18 protein-coding genes are annotated in these 18,102 nt (G+C 43.7%); 5 read left to right on the forward strand and 13 right to left on the reverse strand.

The features are described 5' to 3' along the window. Positions 1 to 6 precede the first annotated feature (6 nt). Positions 7 to 2,283, forward strand: a complete 2,277-nt coding sequence (clpA, locus tag J8L84_RS11150) for an ATP-dependent Clp protease ATP-binding subunit ClpA (protein WP_211070762.1) — start codon at positions 7 to 9, stop codon at positions 2,281 to 2,283. A gap of 379 nt (positions 2,284 to 2,662) precedes the next feature. Here the strand turns inward: clpA and infA are convergent, their stop codons facing one another. From infA to trxB, 4 genes are all read right to left on the reverse strand, one after another. Next, positions 2,663 to 2,881: a translation initiation factor IF-1 gene (infA, locus tag J8L84_RS11155; protein ID WP_013784390.1), complete on the reverse strand. Its 219-nt coding sequence runs from the start codon at positions 2,879 to 2,881 to the stop codon at positions 2,663 to 2,665. Positions 2,882 to 2,956: 75 nt separating this feature from the next. Further along, positions 2,957 to 3,670: an arginyltransferase gene (locus J8L84_RS11160; RefSeq protein ID WP_211070763.1), complete on the reverse strand. Its 714-nt coding sequence runs from the start codon at positions 3,668 to 3,670 to the stop codon at positions 2,957 to 2,959. Then, positions 3,667 to 4,413, reverse strand: coding sequence for a leucyl/phenylalanyl-tRNA--protein transferase (gene aat, locus J8L84_RS11165; protein WP_211070888.1), 747 nt, complete (start codon positions 4,411 to 4,413; stop codon positions 3,667 to 3,669). Before aat ends, J8L84_RS11160 begins: the two co-directional genes overlap by 4 nt. Before the next feature lie 53 nt (positions 4,414 to 4,466). After that, positions 4,467 to 5,432, reverse strand: coding sequence for a thioredoxin-disulfide reductase (gene trxB / locus J8L84_RS11170; protein ID WP_211070764.1), 966 nt, complete (start codon positions 5,430 to 5,432; stop codon positions 4,467 to 4,469). Positions 5,433 to 6,082: 650 nt separating this feature from the next. Here trxB and yfbV point away from each other — a divergent pair. Beyond that, positions 6,083 to 6,532: a terminus macrodomain insulation protein YfbV gene (yfbV, locus tag J8L84_RS11175; protein WP_211070765.1), complete on the forward strand. Its 450-nt coding sequence runs from the start codon at positions 6,083 to 6,085 to the stop codon at positions 6,530 to 6,532. Positions 6,533 to 6,618: 86 nt separating this feature from the next. Here the strand turns inward: yfbV and J8L84_RS11180 are convergent, their stop codons facing one another. From J8L84_RS11180 to J8L84_RS11190, 3 genes are all read right to left on the reverse strand, one after another. Then, on the reverse strand, positions 6,619 to 7,125 hold the full coding sequence (locus J8L84_RS11180) for a SprT family zinc-dependent metalloprotease (protein WP_348771833.1): 507 nt from the start codon (positions 7,123 to 7,125) through the stop codon (positions 6,619 to 6,621). Between the two features lie 25 nt (positions 7,126 to 7,150). Continuing rightward, positions 7,151 to 9,016: a signal peptide peptidase SppA gene (sppA, locus tag J8L84_RS11185; RefSeq protein WP_211070766.1), complete on the reverse strand. Its 1,866-nt coding sequence runs from the start codon at positions 9,014 to 9,016 to the stop codon at positions 7,151 to 7,153. A 101-nt stretch (positions 9,017 to 9,117) separates the two neighbouring features. Continuing rightward, positions 9,118 to 9,327, reverse strand: a complete 210-nt coding sequence (locus J8L84_RS11190) for a hypothetical protein (RefSeq protein WP_211070767.1) — start codon at positions 9,325 to 9,327, stop codon at positions 9,118 to 9,120. 60 nt (positions 9,328 to 9,387) lie between these two features. Here J8L84_RS11190 and J8L84_RS11195 point away from each other — a divergent pair, with 60 nt between their 5' ends. Further along, positions 9,388 to 10,005: a DoxX family protein gene (locus J8L84_RS11195; RefSeq protein WP_211070768.1), complete on the forward strand. Its 618-nt coding sequence runs from the start codon at positions 9,388 to 9,390 to the stop codon at positions 10,003 to 10,005. A gap of 93 nt (positions 10,006 to 10,098) precedes the next feature. Further along, on the forward strand, positions 10,099 to 10,650 hold the full coding sequence (locus tag J8L84_RS11200; RefSeq protein WP_211070769.1) for an NAD(P)H nitroreductase: 552 nt from the start codon (positions 10,099 to 10,101) through the stop codon (positions 10,648 to 10,650). Between the two features lie 240 nt (positions 10,651 to 10,890). Here the strand turns inward: J8L84_RS11200 and J8L84_RS11205 are convergent, their stop codons facing one another. Continuing rightward, positions 10,891 to 11,733, reverse strand: a complete 843-nt coding sequence (locus tag J8L84_RS11205) for a DUF2797 domain-containing protein (protein ID WP_211070770.1) — start codon at positions 11,731 to 11,733, stop codon at positions 10,891 to 10,893. 9 nt (positions 11,734 to 11,742) lie between these two features. Then, entirely contained in the window at positions 11,743 to 12,750 is a 1,008-nt protein-coding gene (gene ansA, locus J8L84_RS11210; RefSeq protein ID WP_211070771.1) for an asparaginase, read from the reverse strand. Between the two features lie 164 nt (positions 12,751 to 12,914). On the opposite strand from ansA, the gene J8L84_RS11215 reads away from it, so the two are divergent. Then, positions 12,915 to 14,795 carry a DUF885 domain-containing protein gene (locus J8L84_RS11215; protein ID WP_211070772.1) on the forward strand — a complete coding sequence of 627 codons (1,881 nt, stop codon included), beginning with the start codon at positions 12,915 to 12,917 and terminating at the stop codon, positions 14,793 to 14,795. Between the two features lie 68 nt (positions 14,796 to 14,863). Here the strand turns inward: J8L84_RS11215 and lipA are convergent, their stop codons facing one another. The 4 genes from lipA to J8L84_RS11235 all read right to left on the reverse strand — a co-directional run bounded on the left by lipA (position 14,864) and on the right by J8L84_RS11235 (position 18,014). After that, on the reverse strand, positions 14,864 to 15,826 hold the full coding sequence (gene lipA / locus J8L84_RS11220) for a lipoyl synthase (protein WP_057792240.1): 963 nt from the start codon (positions 15,824 to 15,826) through the stop codon (positions 14,864 to 14,866). Next, entirely contained in the window at positions 15,819 to 16,475 is a 657-nt protein-coding gene (lipB, locus tag J8L84_RS11225; RefSeq protein ID WP_211070773.1) for a lipoyl(octanoyl) transferase LipB, read from the reverse strand. Before lipB ends, lipA begins: the two co-directional genes overlap by 8 nt. Then, a complete protein-coding gene (ybeD, locus tag J8L84_RS11230) occupies positions 16,476 to 16,739 on the reverse strand; it encodes a DUF493 family protein YbeD (RefSeq protein WP_013784374.1) in 264 nt (87 codons plus the stop codon). It lies immediately after the preceding gene. 90 nt (positions 16,740 to 16,829) lie between these two features. Beyond that, positions 16,830 to 18,014, reverse strand: a complete 1,185-nt coding sequence (locus J8L84_RS11235; RefSeq protein ID WP_211070774.1) for a D-alanyl-D-alanine carboxypeptidase family protein — start codon at positions 18,012 to 18,014, stop codon at positions 16,830 to 16,832. Positions 18,015 to 18,102 lie beyond the last annotated feature (88 nt).

The following is an 18,102-nucleotide window of genomic DNA, read 5'->3' on the forward strand; positions in this document are numbered from 1 at the left end:
AGCGATATGTTAAATAAAGAATTAGAACAAACGTTGAATGATGCGTTTGTATTTGCCAGAGAACACCGTCATGAGTTTATGACGGTCGAGCATTTATTGCTGGCGCTACTTGATAACTCGGCAGCCCGTGAAGCACTGCATGCCTGTGGTGCGGATATTGAAGCAATTAAAAGTGAGCTGATCTCTTTCGTTAAAGACACTACCCCGTTGATTCTTGACGAGCAAATGAACGAACGAGAAACCCAGCCTACCTTAGGTTTTCAGCGCGTGCTCCAACGTGCAGTCTTCCATGTGCAATCATCTGGTAAAGAAGAAGTTACTGGTGCCAATGTACTTGTGGCTATTTTCAGTGAGCAAGAGTCTCAAGCTGTATTTATCCTCAAAAAGTCTGATGTAACTCGCTTAGATATCGTTAACTTTATTAGCCACGGTGTAAGCAAAGCTGAAGATGATGCGCCACTTAACTCAGAAACGGGTGAAGAGGGTGAGGGCGGTGAAGAAAGCGGATCGGCATTAAGCAAATACGCTACCGACTTAAATCGCCATGCCAAAGAAGGCAAGGTAGACCCATTGATTGGGCGCGATAAAGAAGTAGAGCGCACCATTCAGATTTTGTGTCGTCGCAGGAAGAATAATCCGCTATTAGTGGGTGAAGCTGGCGTAGGTAAAACCGCTATTGCTGAAGGGTTGGCTTATCGCATTGTCAACGAAGACGTGCCTGAGGTTATCAGTAACAGTACTGTTTACTCGCTAGATTTAGGTGGCCTGCTAGCCGGTACTAAATACCGTGGTGATTTCGAGAAACGCTTAAAAGCGATATTGAAAGAATTGTCGAAAGACGAAGACGCTATTTTGTTTATTGATGAAATTCATACCATCATTGGTGCTGGTGCAGCGTCTGGCGGTGTTATGGATGCATCTAACTTGCTGAAGCCTAAGCTTTCAAGCGGTGAACTTCGTTGTATTGGCTCAACAACTTATCAGGAATACCAAGGTATTTTTGAAAAAGACAGAGCCTTGGCTCGTCGTTTCCAAAAAGTGGATGTGACTGAGCCAAGCGTTAGTGATACCACCAAAATTCTACTTGGCCTTAAAAGCCGATATGAAGATCATCACAACGTACGCTACACGCAAAAAGCTATTCAGGCGGCAGCCGAGCTATCGGCTAAGTACATTAACGAACGTCACTTGCCCGATAAGGCGATTGACGTAATGGATGAAGCCGGGGCAAGCCAGCGCTTGTTGCCACAATCGAAGCGTAAGAAAACGATTGGGGTAGGTGACATTGAGCAAATTATTGCAAAAATGGCTCGAATTCCTGAAAAGTCTGTATCAGCGTCAGACAAAGAAGTCCTTAAGAACCTTGGCCGTAACCTTAAAATGATGGTGTTTGGTCAAGACAAGGCCATAGAGACGCTTAACGACGCTATTTTGCTATCGCGTTCTGGTTTAGGTGCAGAAGAAAAGCCAATTGGTAGTTTCTTGTTTGCAGGGCCTACCGGTGTGGGTAAAACTGAAGTTACGCAGCAGCTTGCTAAAATAATGGGCGTTGAGTTGGTTCGTTTCGATATGTCTGAGTACATGGAGCGCCACGCGGTTAGCCGTTTGATTGGTGCACCTCCTGGTTACGTGGGTTTTGAGCAAGGTGGATTGTTAACCGATGCTGTAATTAAAAACCCATACTCTGTGGTACTGCTAGATGAAATCGAGAAAGCGCACAGTGATATCTACAACATTCTGTTGCAGGTAATGGATCACGGTACGCTTACCGACAACAATGGCCGTAAAGTAGACTTCAGAAATGTCGTATTGGTAATGACAACCAATGCGGGCGTGCAGGAAACGGTGCGCAAGTCTATTGGCTTTAAACAGCAAGATCATAGCCACGACGCGCTATCTGAAATCAATAAGGTGTTTACCCCTGAATTCAGAAACCGTCTAGATGGCATTATCTGGTTTAATCACCTGGATGCTGAGGTTATCTTGCAGGTTGTCGATAAGTTCATTATTGAGCTTCAGGCGCAGCTGGACGTGAAAGGTGTATCTTTAGAGGTTACCCCTGCAGCTAGAGCTTATTTAGCTGAGAAGGGCTACGACAAGTCCATGGGTGCACGCCCTATGTCTCGCTTAATCAAAGAAGAGATTAAGAAAGAGCTAGCGAACGAATTGCTGTTTGGTGAGTTAACCAAAGGCGGCGACGTTAAAGTAGATTTGAACGACGATAAGTTGGAGTTTGAATATTCAGGCGTTGATGCGGTTAAGGAAGAAACCGAGTCTAGTTAACACCTAGTGAACTTATTTTACTAAACGTTTAATATCGATTTAAAAATGCTGCACCTGAAAGGGTGCGGCATTTTTTTTGTGTCTTTTATAATGAAACTCTCGAGCGTTTAACGTTGAAGGCGAAAGTCGTTAAATTTGCGTTTAATAAGTCGTTTCATTACATGTTGACGCAAAGTGCCCAATTTCCAACGCCAAGCATCTAATGCTCAATACCAAATGCTAAGTACTAAACGCTAAACTAGGCGTTAACAACATGCATTAACAACAGGTGTAAGGACATCGCTAAATACTATCGCAGGTATTAATTAGACACATACAAAAAAGCCCAATGATTTACATTGGGCTTTTTTTTGGAATGCGTTGACCGCTTAATGGCTCATTATCTGGCGCGATAAATGATACGACCTTTTGTTAGGTCATAAGGAGTCATCTCAACAGTGACCTTATCGCCAGTAAGAATTCGGATATAGTTTTTACGCATCTTACCAGAAATGTGTGCTGTCACTACGTGACCATTCTCTAGTTCAACACGGAACATAGTATTAGGTAGGGTGTCTTGAACCGTACCTTCCATTTCAATACAATCTTCTTTTGCCATGTAAAGCAGTTACCTCAGTAATTCAAATTTTTTGCCGCGCAGACATTAACCAATCTTGCCTTGCGTGTAAAGCGATTAAGCAGGTTTTTTATCAAAACGGTGCCATTTGTTGCCAGAAAATTGCTCATAAGGGTAAAATTTGTGCTTATAAGACATTTTTTGACATTCTTCTACGTAATATCCCAAGTAGACGAAATCTCGTTCTTGTTGCTTTGCCTGTTCGATTTGCATCATGATCATCCACGTCCCAAGAGACGATGAATGGTAATCAGGATCGTAAAAAGTATAAAGTGCCGATAAGGCTTGATGCTCTTCACCATTATCGATGGTGTCTGTTACTGCCACCGCAATTAACGTATCGCCATCGTAGGCTTCAATAAACTGTGGGCGTTTCCATTCGCACAAAATAAAGTTTTCAAACTGTTCGCTTGAAGGCGGGTACATGCTGCCATCGGTGTGACGGGCGCAAATGTACTTCTCGTACAACGGGTAATATAAATGATTGGCGCTCTTGGCGCTGGTTACCACAAAATGCTGATTGCGATTAAGAATGCGTTTTTGACTTTTCGAAGGACGAAACGTAACTACAGGTATTCTTACCGATTCACAGGCATGACAGTCTGGGCAGTGTGGGCGGTAGATTTGCTCGCCACTGCGTCTAAACCCTACTTGAATAAGTTGACCGTAACGCCACGCAAGCTGGTTATCTGATTCAGCATAAACCAGTAATTGTTCTTGTTGATTGGGCAAATAGCTACAATCAAAAGATTGCGTAATTCCAAATCTCACGGTGTGATAACCTGCGGGTGCCACTGATGCTTGTATTCATCAGTCAAAGAGCCTTCATCGGTTAGAGTGTGGTTGCTACTCTGTAGTTTTTCAATAAATTCGTTACGGAAAATTGTTTTCGCACCTAACGAGCTAAGATGGTCCGTCGGCAACTGACAATCAATGAATGCCATCTTATTACGTTTCATGTGCTCAACCAACGCTAGCATCGCCAATTTAGAGGTATTGCTTTGTTTGTGAAACATAGACTCACCGCAATACACTTTCCCTATACCTACGCCGTATAAACCTCCTACCAGCTCTTCACCGTCCCACACTTCAACAGAATGTGCTAAACCAAGCTGATGCAAATAGCTATAGGCTTTTTGCATGTCATCGGTTATCCAGGTGTCTTGACTGGGGGCTTGTGAATTCGGGTTCTTACGAGGAATATTGGCACAGGCATTAATTACCGAATCGAATGTATTATTAAGAGTGACCTTGTAGCGCTTTTGTCGAGCTAGCTTGCGTAAACTTTTTGAACACACAAAATCATCTAATTCGATAATAGAGCGTGGGTTAGGTGACCACCACAGCAAGGGTTCATCATCGCTAAACCAAGGGAATATACCGCTAGAATAGGCCGAAAAAAGACGCTGGGCGCTAAGATCTGCGCCAAAGGCTAATAGGCCGTTTGGATCGTCAAGTGCTTCAGATACAGGGGGGAAAGGTGTATCAATGTCTAAATAAGGCAGCGCTATCATAAAAGGAAAGACATCAAGCCCTGGCAATTGCAGGGCTTGAAATCAAACAAGGCTTAGCCTTGCTCAGGCATAAAGCCATCTAGGAATTTTTCTGCATCTAACGCGGCCATACAGCCCGTTCCCGCAGACGTTATTGCTTGACGATAAATATGATCGCTCACATCACCGGCCGCAAATACCCCTTCAACACTGGTTTGTGTAGCATTGCCGTGAAGGCCGCTATTTACCACAATGTAGCCGTCTTTCATTTCAAGCTGTTCAGCAAAAATGTCAGTATTTGGCTTGTGACCGATTGCCACGAAAAGACCCATTACATCAAGTTCTTCAGTTGCTTCGCCATCGGTTTCTTTAATGCGAATTTTCGTCACACCCATTTCGTCACCCATGACTTCATCAAGGGTACGGTCTAAGTGTAATACCACATTGCCATTTTCAGCTTTGTCGCGAAGACGCTGCTCAAGGATTTTTTCACTACGGAAAGTATCACGACGATGCACAACGTGAACTTCAGATGCAATGTTAGATAAATACAAGGCTTCTTCAACGGCCGTGTTACCACCGCCAATGACCGCTACTTTTTGGTTGCGATAGAAAAAGCCGTCACAGGTAGCACAGGCCGAAACCCCTTTACCCATAAACGCTTGCTCAGATTCCATACCAAGATATTTAGCAGATGCACCTGTAGCAATTATTAAGGCGTCACACGTGTACGTGCCACTGTCACCATAAAGGGTGAAAGGACGCTTAGTTAAGTCTGTCTTGTTAATATGGTCGAAGATAATTTCAGTATCGAACTTCTCTGCATGCTTTTGCATACGAACCATAAGGTCAGGACCCGTTAGTCCTTCAGGATCGCCTGGCCAGTTTTCTACTTCTGTGGTCGTAGTAAGCTGTCCGCCTTGCTGGATCCCCGTTAAAAGCACAGGTTCTAGATTTGCTCTAGCTGCGTATACCGCTGCTGAGTAGCCTGCTGGGCCCGATCCTAAAATAAGTAGGCGAACATGTCTGTTATCTGCCATTTGTATCTCCAACTAATGCCCATTTATCCGGGCTGAATTCTGCTATAATTTTGAAACGAAACTTGCCAACTGTCTGTCGCAGTAGCCAACTGTCGCTATAGGTAGCTAGGTAAGGACTGAACCTTGCTTTTTCAACTGCTAATCGGCCAATACCTTCGAAAAACACGATACCTTCGGAAAATAGCATTGAAAGAAGGGCATTATGATGCCTTCATGATGATGAAAAGTCACCCATCTGATGTGCTTGGCTATCATTAATTAGGTAATTAATGTTGTTTTTAAATTATTTATAATGAAAAGCGGCGTTATTGCGACGAACTTGCGTTGTATTAGACGAAATTCGTATTACAATTCAAGTTGTAGGAATACGTTAAATCTGTGCTTTAGAAATCAGTGTTTGGCACCATATTAATGCTATGTATGTTAACGCCAAATATTGGGGTTATAATTAAGCATTAGTGTTATCACTGGGCTTTTTTGCAAAAACAACGTTTAAATAAACATGACGTTTATACTTATTATAATCACGATATAATCCGGCGTTAAAACAGCGCCAACTGGCCGGCGTTAAAGCAGCGCTAACCGGCTATTGAATACCAAGTATAAGGCATCCAGAGTGCGCTACTTACTGAAGTGAAACGAGGTGGTTTATGTCACAGTCTGTGATTACAATGCTAAAAGATGGCCAGCACTATATGAAAACTTGGCCCGTCAAAAAAGAACTGTATGCCTACTTCCCCGAATGCCGGGTAGTTGCAGCCACGCGTTTTGCTATTAAAACCATGCCGCCTGTGGCAATACTTTCGTGTGCATTGTTACTTCAGAATATGGGCACAGACTATATTCCGCAAACCATCACCATAGGTGCTTTCTTTTTAAGCCTTCCGCTACAAGGGTTATTGTGGTTGGGTCATCGTTCAAACCAATACCTACCACCGCAATTAAACAGCTGGTATCAAGATATTCACAGTAAAATGCGATCGGAAGGTTGCAACGTATCGTCGGTTAAATCGAAACCGAAATATAAAGAGTTAGCAGCGTTACTCAAAACCGCATTTAACGATTTAGATAACGTATTTACTAAACATTGGTTCCGCTAAAATCCCGTTAGGTTCTGCTGTGCCCAGGTATGTTTGCTAGAGCTAGCGGGTTAATTTACAAAGTAACTGACTAACTGAATAAACAGCTAACTCACCACTTTCTCTTCTACAAGCACGCCATTACATTTTCGGCACTTGTACTGCGCCCCTTTCAAAATTTTATTATGTCGTCTTATTGTTAGCTGGTGTGAACTGCAAAGGCAGGCATAGCTGAACTGCTTGCCAATAACGCCTTCAACATCAAAACTGTGGGTAGCGTTAGCCGGACGGTTAAACACATCAATCATAATGGCTTGCCATTCCACGCCGTGGGGCTTTACCTTCTTGAACAACTGCCAAGTAAGCAAATGACTCACTTCATGAGGAATAACATCATCTATGAATTCCTGTTCGTTCTGTTTAAATAATTCGGGGTGCAAATTAATGCGATTTTGTTGTAGAAACGCGGTGCCAGCATTTTTACCAGAGCGTCTAAAGGTAAGCGCAGGGCGGGGAAATGTACGCTTAAAATATTTATCAGCGCGTTGGTAGCAGCCTTCTACAGCATCAGCAATATGCTGACGCTGTAGAGAGGTTAAATCATGGCTTGCTATGGTAGTACCTTAACTGAGTTACTAATTATTCTACTTGGCACTGCAAGCAAAGAATATAGGTACCCATGGGATCGTTCAGTTCGTTAAAGATATCGAACTCGCCAAGTACTCGTTTAAATTCATTGATTAACGCAGAGTCTGAATTAGCAAACTGCCACTTTCCAACAAACGTAAAGGCTTGACCAAAGAACTCTTTCCAAAACAGCTCTTGTGCTGAAAGTGTACGCTGAACATAGAAAGTGTCGTAGTTATCTAGTGCAGCGAATTCTGCCGCCGCATTAACCGCGTCTTCTAACGTACCTAGCTCATCAACTAATCCAAGCTCTAGGGCGTCGGTACCAATCCATACACGACCTTGTGCAACGTCATCTACTTCATCTACCGTCATATCTCGAGCGTTCGATACTAAAGATAGGAAGTTGCCGTAACTCGTTTCAACATTACGTTGCAAAATTTGGCCAAATTCTGGCGCAAGAGGGCGTACTGCTGAAAAGCCTGCTAGTTCATTCGAGCCAACGCCATCACTGTGAATGCCTAAGTAATCAAGCGAGTTTTCGTATGTCATAAACATACCGAATACCCCGATAGAGCCAGTAATAGTGCTTGGGCTAGCAAATATGCGGTCAGCGTTTGCTGCAATCCAGTAACCGCCTGATGCAGCATACGTGCTCATAGAAACCACAACCGGTTTACCTGCGTTTTTCAACTCAAGTACTTCTTGGCGAATAATCTCTGAACCTAATGTGCTGCCCCCTGGCGAATCTATTTGCAGTACTACTGCTTTCACGTTTTCATCTAAACGTGCTTTACGCAATAAGCGTGCGGTACTGTCGCCGCCAATGGTGCCGGCTTTTTGATTGCCGTTTAAAATAGTGCCCTTTGCTACTACAATCGCAACTTGGTCGAGGTCACTGTTGATAGAAGGTAGGGGAGGATTAACGACTTTTAAGTAGGTGTTAAAGTGAGTGACGTTAACACCGTGATTGTCTTCGTTTTCGCCCACAAGACCAGTAAGTTCTACGCGAACATCTTCACGGGTTTTAAGTGCATCTACCCAATTATTTTGTAAAGCGTAATTGGCAAAATCACCGCCAGCTTGTTCAAACTTAGCCAACAAGCCTTCTAGTGTTTCATCAAAGTTGGAAAGCGGAATGCCACGGGCAGCGGCAACGTCTTCTTTATATTGCTGCCAGTAACCGTCTAACCATTTACGCTCAGCTTCTTTAGCTGCTTCAGACATATCGTTGCGAATAAGTGGTTCTACGGCAGACTTATAAGTACCTACACGGAAAATGTGCGTAGTCACTTTAAGCTTTTCCAAGAAATCTTTGAAATACATGCCATAACGACCATAGCCATCTAGCAGTAATGAACCCATAGGATTGAGATAAACCTTATTCGCATGCGCTGCAAGGTAGTACTGTTCTTTGGTGTAATAATCACCAATGGCATACACAGGCTTTTCAGAGGTTTTAAAATCGTTGATGGCTCGCGCTACCGTGCGAAGTTTATCTAAACCGCCGCCAGATAAACCTTGAAGGTCTAATACTAATGCTTTAATCCGTCGGTCTTGCTTAGCGTTTTCAATAACTTTTACCACATCACGCACAAGTACTTCTGGATTGTCAGGCTCTGAACCCATGGCATCTTGTAAAAACTGTTCAAACGGATCGACACTTTCTTTTTCAATAACGAGTTGTCCGTTCAAGGTAAGTAAAAGCGCACTATTCGCTTTTACCGTAAGCTGGTCGTCTTCTTGAGAGGTAATCGCGATGATTATGCCAACAAAAATCACCAGAAAAATGACATTGAAAAAAAGCTTACGGGTGAAGTTTAAAACCGTCCACAGGCCAATAAATAAGGATTTAGTCCAGTTTCCTTTGGCAGCCATAAATTACATTACCTTCTGTTTGTTTAACTCTATTATGTTACCGAATCGAAACTAGATCGCTAACTTATTTGTAATTGTTTGTGATTGTACCGCAAAGTCACTCACTTATGGGCATTCTCGTCATCTGTGAGCCATTGTGCAATCACTTCAGCGATGTGCTTATGATCATTCGCGCTTAGCTGCATCATCAAGTCGCCAGTGGTTTTTTTATAACCTACTTTTTTGTGCCCACGAACGAACAACCGCTTAAGCGGTGATGATTTTTGCGTTCTTTGAGGTTGTTTTCTATTGTTAAGTGAAAGTTTATTCACTTCATCACGTTCCTATAACTAGACGTTAAAAACGAAGTCCCAATAACAAGGCTCTTGATAATGATAAAGCAATTATACGCGAACCTCTTTAAAAAACTCAGTGTGGCAGATGGCGTACCATTACTGTTGTTACGGCTCTATTTAGCCCCTGTAATGATTCAGGCTGGTTGGAACAAAGCCAGTAGCTTTTCGTCCATCGTTGACTGGTTTGGTAATGAAGACTACGGACTGGGGTTACCATTCCCGCTCGTGCTTGCTTTTTTAGCCACGGCCGCTGAGTTAGTCGGCGGAATATTTTTACTGTTTGGTTTGCTTACACGCTTAGTCGCTATTCCGTTAATGGTAACCATGTTAGTGGCCATATTTACGGTACACATCGACAATGGGTGGTTGGCCATTGCTGATGCATCCTCTTGGTTAGCCGATGGCACTATTTTAATGAACGACAGTGTGATGGCTGCTCCAGAGAAACTTAGTGCTGCAAAATCTCTACTGCAAACCTATGGAAACTATGATTGGCTTACTTCCAGTGGCAGTTTGGTGGTGCTAAACAACGGTATTGAATTCGGTGCTACCTATTTCGTCATGTTACTGGTGCTATTTTTCTATGGTGGTGGTCGCTATGTAAGTATTGATTATTTCTTTCGCCCTAAATTACAAGATAACGGCTTTAGGTAATTTGGCCTTGAAATAGACCAGCTATGCTGGTCTTTTCTCATTATAGAACGTAGGATCTTCCTATAACGCTTTGTTCGATAATAGGATACTGAAATGGATGCACTTACGTTACTGCTTAACAGAAGCTCTCAACCTAGACTTAATGCACCTGCGCCGTCAGGTGATGCGCTTGAAAACATCATGCAAGCTGCACTTCGTGCCCCCGATCATGCGTGTTTAACACCGTGGCGTTTTATTGTTTGTGAAGGGAAAGGCTTAGATAAACTAGGCAGCTTATACGAGCAATCAGCTATCGATAACGATAAATCTGAAAAAGAAATTGAGCGGGCAGTGCAGTTACCACATCGAGCGCCTATGATTGTGGTGGCCATTGCTAAACATGTTGAGCATGAAAAAGTGCCACGCGTAGAGCAAATTGCTTCAGCGTCTTGCGGGGTGATGGCAATGCAAATGGCTGCGGTAGCCCAGGGGTTCAATGGCATGTGGCGAACGGGGAGTTATGCCCATTGCGATACGGTAAAGCGTGGTTTTGATTTAAGCGATGACGACGAAATTGTTGGGTTTTTATATTTAGGTACGCCAGCGTTTGAACCAGCAGCAAAACCAGAGCGTGATACATCTGACTACTTCGAATACTGGCGCTAACTTTCAGTATTGGCGTGCTAATCACTTGAGAGCTGGGCTTCCGCTTCACGCCCAGTGTTATAGGGTTTTACATGGTTAATGTAGCAAACTTTGCGTTTCAGGCTTTTCATTACAGGCTTAGGTAGAAAGCTAACCGTGCAGATAAGATAATTTTATCTGCACGGATCGAGCGGGAAAGCTATGTATTACACTTTAAGCCTCTTTTTAACCTGCATTTCAGCCTAGATTTTAAGCCAGATTTTATCCTACATGCAGATTTACATTGTAGCCGGCGTATTTACGGATGTTGATAACACGGTCGCCATCTAGCATCCAATATTGCCCTTTGATTCCAGTGAGTACACCTTCAAATTCTGGCGTCTTATCTAAGTTAATCGATTTTATTTTTTCAGGATAAGTATCAACAGGGTAATGAATGTTATGCACTTCACCATCGGCTTCAGATACCGCTTGTATCCCTTTTGTCTGCTGAATTTCTGCTAAACCATCAGCAATTTTCGACAATATAGTGGCTTTAAGCTCTAGTAAATCAACCTGATCTGGCGCACTTTTCAGCATAGTGCGCCAATTGGTTTTATCGCCAATATGTTCTTTGCAAAGCATTTCCACAAGGCCGCTAGTGAGCCTGTCTGTTACGCGTAACATGACGGTGGCTTGAGTAGCGCCCTGATCCATCCAACGTGACGATACTCCATCGGTAACGTGGCGAGTTATCCCCACTTTTACATTGCCTGTGTTAGCCAAGTACACAAAGTGCTCGCTAAAACAGTGCTCTTCGCCCCATTGAGGTTCTCGGCATGTCCCTTCATGGTAGTGACATTTTTCAGGCTTGATAATGCAACTATCACACTGAGCTAATGAAATTAAGCAAGGGTAGCAATAACCTTGGCTAAAACTTTTCTTGGTCTTTCTATTGCAATGTACGCAGTTAATGTCGCCCGTAAAATCAAGGGAAACCTTCTGTCCGATAACAGGGTTTATATCTACCTTATGTTCTCCAATAGGAAGCTGGTAGTTAACCGTATTGTTGTCGTCAGCATGGGTGTGCATTTTTCTCAGCGCACCGCTATAAGATGTGGTCATGGTGTATTCCTATTCGCTAAGCTCGCCGCAGAGGTTCTGGGTAAGCTTGGCTTTAATGGTTTCAAACGGCAGATTCTTACTTAATAAGTAATGCAATTTTGCCAATGCGGCTTCTGGGGTCATATCGCTGCCAGATAACACGCCCACTTCCTGCAAACCATGCCCTGTAGCATATCCGCCCATGTTCACGCGACCGCGCATACACTGGGTGCAATTAAGCACGGGGATTTGTCGGTCTCGCGCATATTCTAATTGAGCAATGAGGGCTGGGTTTTGTGGTGCATTACCTACGCCGTAGCTTAATAAAATAAGTGCATTAACAGGTTGCTGTAGGGTGTTTTTAAGGACTTCTGAGGAAATACCAGGGTACAAGCTCACCATACCAATGGGTTGGGCTGTTACACTGGAAACCTTAAGGGGTTTATCCGACTCTGTAGCAAGTTCACCTGCTTTAACGCGTATATTAATACCCGCTTCAAGAAGAGGGGGGAAGTTGGGTGAGTCGAAGGCACTAAAACCATCAGCATCTACCTTGCGACTGCGATTTCCCCGTAATAAGCGGTTATTAAAAAACAAACCCACTTCTGCAATAGGGAAGTTAGCTGCAACGTACAGCGCGTTTAACAGATTAACTTGGCCGTCAGAACGCAGCTCTGCAAGAGGAATTTGCGACCCCGTAACTATCACCGGCTTGGTTAAATCTTCCAGCATAAAACTCAGTGCCGAAGCGGTATACGCCATGGTATCTGTGCCATGCAAGATGATGAAACCGTCGTACTTATCGTAGTTTTCTGCAATGTCGTCGGCAATGCGCTGCCAGTCAGAAGGATCCATATCCGATGAATCTATCAGGTTATCGTACTCGTGCAGTGTGAATAATGGCATTTCACTGCGATGAAACTCCGGCATGTCATTCAAAGTATCGCCAAGGAAGCCTGCTGCAGGAATATAACCATGATCTGATGGCTTCATTCCGATGGTGCCGCCTGTATAGGCAATATAGATATGTTTACGCATTGCGTAACCTTACTTCTTTTGTGGGTTTAGGCAGAATGACGGCATTCTAACAGCCCGTAAAGTAAAGTCATCCTGTTCGCGCAAAAACCTTGTAATCAATGGGGGGAAACAGGCAATATTAGGCCGTAAATTAATAATAAATACACGACAGGTTATTTTTTATAATGAAAACAATGAAGATAAGTTTACTCAGTGCTGCCATCGTAAGTGCCTTAATGGCTTTACCAGCCGTAGCACATCAGCAAGATGGTACGGCGGTTTCTACACAATTGCAGTCTGCGGTTAGTGATGCCAAAGACATCACAGACGTTGAGGCAAAGAAAACAGAGGCAGAAAAATTAGCCGCCCTAACGCTTAAATATTTCAACGAGTCGTTAGAACGAAACCCTGTGATGGCGACATTTTATGGCGTAAGCGATTACAACGATAAGTTTAACGAGCCCATGAGCGAGGCGGTTATTGCTAAATCAAAGGCGCATGAGCAAACTTATTTAGAAGCCATTAATGCTATTGATGCGTCTAAACTTACTGGGCAAGATTGGATCAGCTATCATATTTTCAAAAGTGACAGAGAACATGCCATTGCCGGTTATCAGTTTGGTAGCCAGTACATGCCAATTAATCAAATGTATGGCGTGCATACTTTTTTCCCCATGCTGGGCTCTGGCCAATCTGCGCAGCCGTTCGCGACAGTTAAAGACTATGAAAACTTCATTTCACGTACTAAAGGCTACGTCGAATTTATCGATAGCGTAATTCTGTATATGACAAAAGGGATTGAGGAAGGGGTAGTATTACCGGCCGCTATCACCGAAAAAATGGTACCGCAATTAAGCGCTCATGTTGTGAAGAAAGCCTCTGAGAGTGTGTTCTACGGACCTGTAAAACAGCTCGAGCAAAATGAAGATATTAGCGATGATGAGAAAGCGCGCTTAGCCGCAGCTTACGAAGGCATGATTATGGAAATGATTGTACCTTCTTATCAAAAACTACACGATTTCGTGGTTGAGGAATATATGCCTCATACACGCGCTACGGTAGGCTATTCAGATTTACCTAATGGAAAGGCCTGGTACGAATACAAAATTAAAGACAACACTACCTTGCCGCTAAGTGCCGATGAAGTGCATGAGTTTGGGTTATCTGAAGTGTCGCGCATATTAGGTGAAATGAAAGCGGTTAAAGAAACCGTAGGCTTTGAAGGCGACTTAGCGGCGTTCTTCGATCACCTTCGTACTGACGATAAGTTCTACTTTGAATCTGATGAAGCCCTCATAAAAGCCTATACCGATGTTAAAACGGATATAGACGCTCGGTTACCTAAACTTTTCAGCGTATTTCCTAAAGCCGATTATATTGTAAAAGCGGTAGAGCCGTATCGTGAAGCGTCCTCGGCCGCAGCCAGTTATATGTCTCCTGCACCAGATGGCAGCAGACCTGGTATTTTCTATATCAATACCCGTGACCTTAAAGCCCAACCTAAATTTAGTTTGGAAACCTTGAGTATTCATGAGGCGGCGCCTGGTCATCACTTCCAAATTGCTATTCAGCAAGAAGTGGAAGGCTTACCTTTGTTTAGAAAATTCAACGGCTATACCGTGTTTAGTGAAGGCTGGGCTTTGTATGCTGAAAGCTTAGGAAAAGAGCTAGGTATGTTTACCGACCCTTACATGTGGTACGGGCGCTTAAACGATGAACAGCTTCGTGCTATGCGTTTAGTGGTCGATACTGGGTTGCATGCCAAGGGCTGGAGCCGTGAGAAGGCTATTGCGTATATGCTTGAGAATTCTTCTATGGCTGAGTCTGATGCGGTTGCGGAAGTAGAGCGTTATATTTCTATCCCCGGTCAAGCGTTAGCGTATAAAGTGGGTGAGCGTCATATTAGACATTTGCGTAATCAAGCCACTGAAGCCTTAGGTGACGACTTCGATATCAAAGCGTTCCACAGCAATATACTGACCGATGGGGCAATGCCAATGCCTATTTTAAGTGACAAAATGTCGATGTGGATAGACGAGGTAAAATCTAAAAGCCAAGGCGAGTAAGTTGATAACTGGCTAAGTAAAAAGAAAGGCAAATAAAAAAGCGGCTGTGAAAGCCGCTTTTTTTATATTTATTTTACTTCTTTACCTGCTGCCTGTTGGTCTGCATGGTAACTAGAGCGAACCATAGGGCCACTGGCTGCATGAGTGAAGCCTATGTCTTTGGCGTAAGCACCTAATGCATCAAATTCATCAGGGTGAACGTAACGCTTAACAGGGAAGTGATGGCGACTTGGCTGCAAGTATTGGCCAAGGGTCAACATGTCCACGTCATGAGCACGTAAATCACGAAGCACGCCTTCAATTTCCACGTTTTCTTCGCCCATGCCCATCATCAAGCCTGATTTGGTTTTAATATCAGGATGCTGCGCTTTAAACTTCTTAAGTAAGTCTAGAGACCACTGGTAGTTCGCACCAGGGCGGCATTCGCGGTATAAGCGCGGAATGGTTTCTAAGTTGTGGTTAAACACATCAGGAACACCATTTTTGAAAATTTCTAATGCGCGATCCATACGGCCACGGAAATCCGGTACTAGCACTTCAATAGTAGTAGTCGGGCTGTGCTCGCGAATAGCGTTAATACAATCAACGAAATGCTGTGCACCACCGTCACGCAAATCATCGCGGTCTACCGAGGTAATTACCACGTAACGAAGATTCATTTCAGCAATGGTCTTCGCTAGCTTTTCTGGCTCTTCCGCGCTTGGCGGTAGCGGTTTACCGTGGGCAACATCACAGAACGGACAACGACGGGTGCAAATGTCACCCAGAATCATAAAGGTTGCCGTACCATGGTTGAAGCACTCAGCTAAGTTAGGGCAGCTGGCTTCCTCGCACACAGAATGCAGTTTATTCTTTCTTAATGTCTTCTTAATGTGGTCAATTTTATCTGTGCTGCGTGGCAGCTTAATTTTGATCCACGAAGGCTTGCGCAGCATTTCTTCCTTTTCAGTAGGAATAATGGTGACAGGAATGTGTTTTACTTTTTCGTCGTCGCGGAGTTTAACTCCAGCTACAGGTCGTGCGTTACTCATCAAAACCTTCTTTATGTCGTTTTTCCGTAATGGAAAGCGCTTCAAGTAGTAAGTCGGTAAGAACTTCACCGGCAACACTTATCGAATCAGGGCCATTCAGACTGGCGGTATCAATCATTTCCATACCTGCATAACCACATGGGTTAATGCGCTGAAACGGTGACAAGTCCATATTAACATTTAATGCCAAACCATGAAATGAGCAACCGTGACGAATTCTTAACCCTAATGAGCAGACTTTTTTCTCATCTACATAAACCCCAGGTGCATCGGGTTTAGGGTAGGCGGTAACACCGTATTTAGCCATCAAGCCTACCACAGCGTCTTCCATCGCAGTCACTAAGTGACGTACACCTAGCTTGCGTCTTCGAATATTAATAAGAAGATAAATAACCTGCTGGCCTGGGCCGTGGTAGGTTACCTGACCGCCTCTGTCGACTTGTACCACGGGAATGTCACCGGGCATCAAGATATGTTCAGCTTTGCCTGCTTGACCTTGTGTGAATACAGGGTCGTGCTCAACCAGCCAAATTTCATCTTCAGTCGTATCGTCACGTTCATCCGTGAACGCTTTCATGGCAGCCCATGTGGGCTCGTAGCTTTGTCTGCCAAGTTGCCGAATAATGACAGAGTCGGTTAGGGTGCTCACTTATAGTACGACTCTTACAAGTTCTAACTTAGCCAGTTCAGTGTAAATAGTTTCCATATGCTCTTTGCTGGTAACTCGTACACTTACCGATACAGAATGGTAATTACCTTTACTGCTTGGCTTCACTGCAGGTGAATAATCACCTGGCGCGTGCTGCTGTAAGCACTCAATTACGTGATTAGGTAAATCGTCATGGGCAATGCCCATTACTTTAAATGTTTGATTTGTTGGAAAATCTAGAAGTTCATCGAAACGGGTATCCATGCGATATCCTTTTTATACAATCATTAAATACAAAAACGGCCCGATTATACCAATCAGGCCGCCCTTGAACTAGTGTAGCGATGCGTAATGTTACGCTTCGTCGAAACCCAGTTGCAGCATAATGTAATCTTTAATGCGGTTTAGCATGCTGCCTTCTTTCACTTCTTGCAAAGTGACAAGGGGGTAGCTAGCAACATCTTCGCCTTCAAGTTGAAGGAAAAGTGTGCCTACAACTTGGCCTTTAGCCAGTGGCGCTTCTAGTTTTTTATCTAGTTCAAAATTGGCTTCCAAGTTAGCCGCTTGGCCGCGTGGAATGGTAATGGGGGTAGATTGGTTAATTCCAAGGTCTACAGTTTCTCTATCGCCCATATAAATGCGGTGTGCTACAAAACTATCGCCAGCTTTGTAAGGCGTTAGCGTTTCATAAAAACGGAAGCCATATTTAAGTAGCTTTTTGTTTTCTACTTTACGGGCTCTTTCACTGTCGGTACCCATAACCACAGAAATTAGGCGCATATCGCCTTGTGATGCTGAAGTAATAAGGCTGTAACCCGCGTCTGACGTATGGCCAGTTTTAATACCATCAACGTTTAAGCTTTTGTCCCATAATAGGCTGTTACGGTTATATTGCTTGATGCCATTAAATGTAAATTCTTTTTCGCTGTAAATTTTATACATTTCAGGGGTTTCAGCAATAAGCGCACGAGACACTAATGACATATCACGAGGTGTGGTGTAATGGTCAGGGTCGTGAAGACCGTGTGCATTCACAAAGTGTGAGCCTGTCATACCAAGCGCTTGCGCGTGGGCATTCATCATGCTGGCAAATGCGGCTTGTGAACCAGCAACGTGCTCGGCCATCGCTACGCAAGCATCGTTACCTGATTGCACTACAATTCCGCGTAATAAATCGCTTACCGTAACTTGTGTACCCACTTCAATGAACATTTTTGAAGAATCTGGGAATTTTTTGGCCCATGCATTTTCAGAAATGGTTACTTCGTCAGAAAGGCTAATGTTACCGGCTTGCAGTTCTTTACCAATAACATAAATGGTCATGATTTTAGTCAAGCTGGCAGGTGCCAATTGCATGTCTGCGTTTTTCGACGCGATTACGTGTCCGGTTTCAAAGTCGGTTAAAAGAAAGCCTCCCGCCGCTACAGATGGAGCGGGTGGAGTAACCACTGCTGCATTAGCTGACAGTGCTAGCACACTGAAAAGCATAAAAGCGAAGGAGAGAAAAGACGGTTTAGCGCGTTGAATTATTCTGAGCATGATTTTATTTTCTTTGACCGTTTATTATCCGTTTAAAACTGCACAGCAGGCACGCTATACAGTTAATACTACTACTTAGTTTAGAATT

The sequence above is a fragment of the Alteromonas sp. MMG017 genome (assembly GCF_018100795.1).
Lineage (GTDB): Bacteria > Pseudomonadota > Gammaproteobacteria > Enterobacterales > Alteromonadaceae > Alteromonas.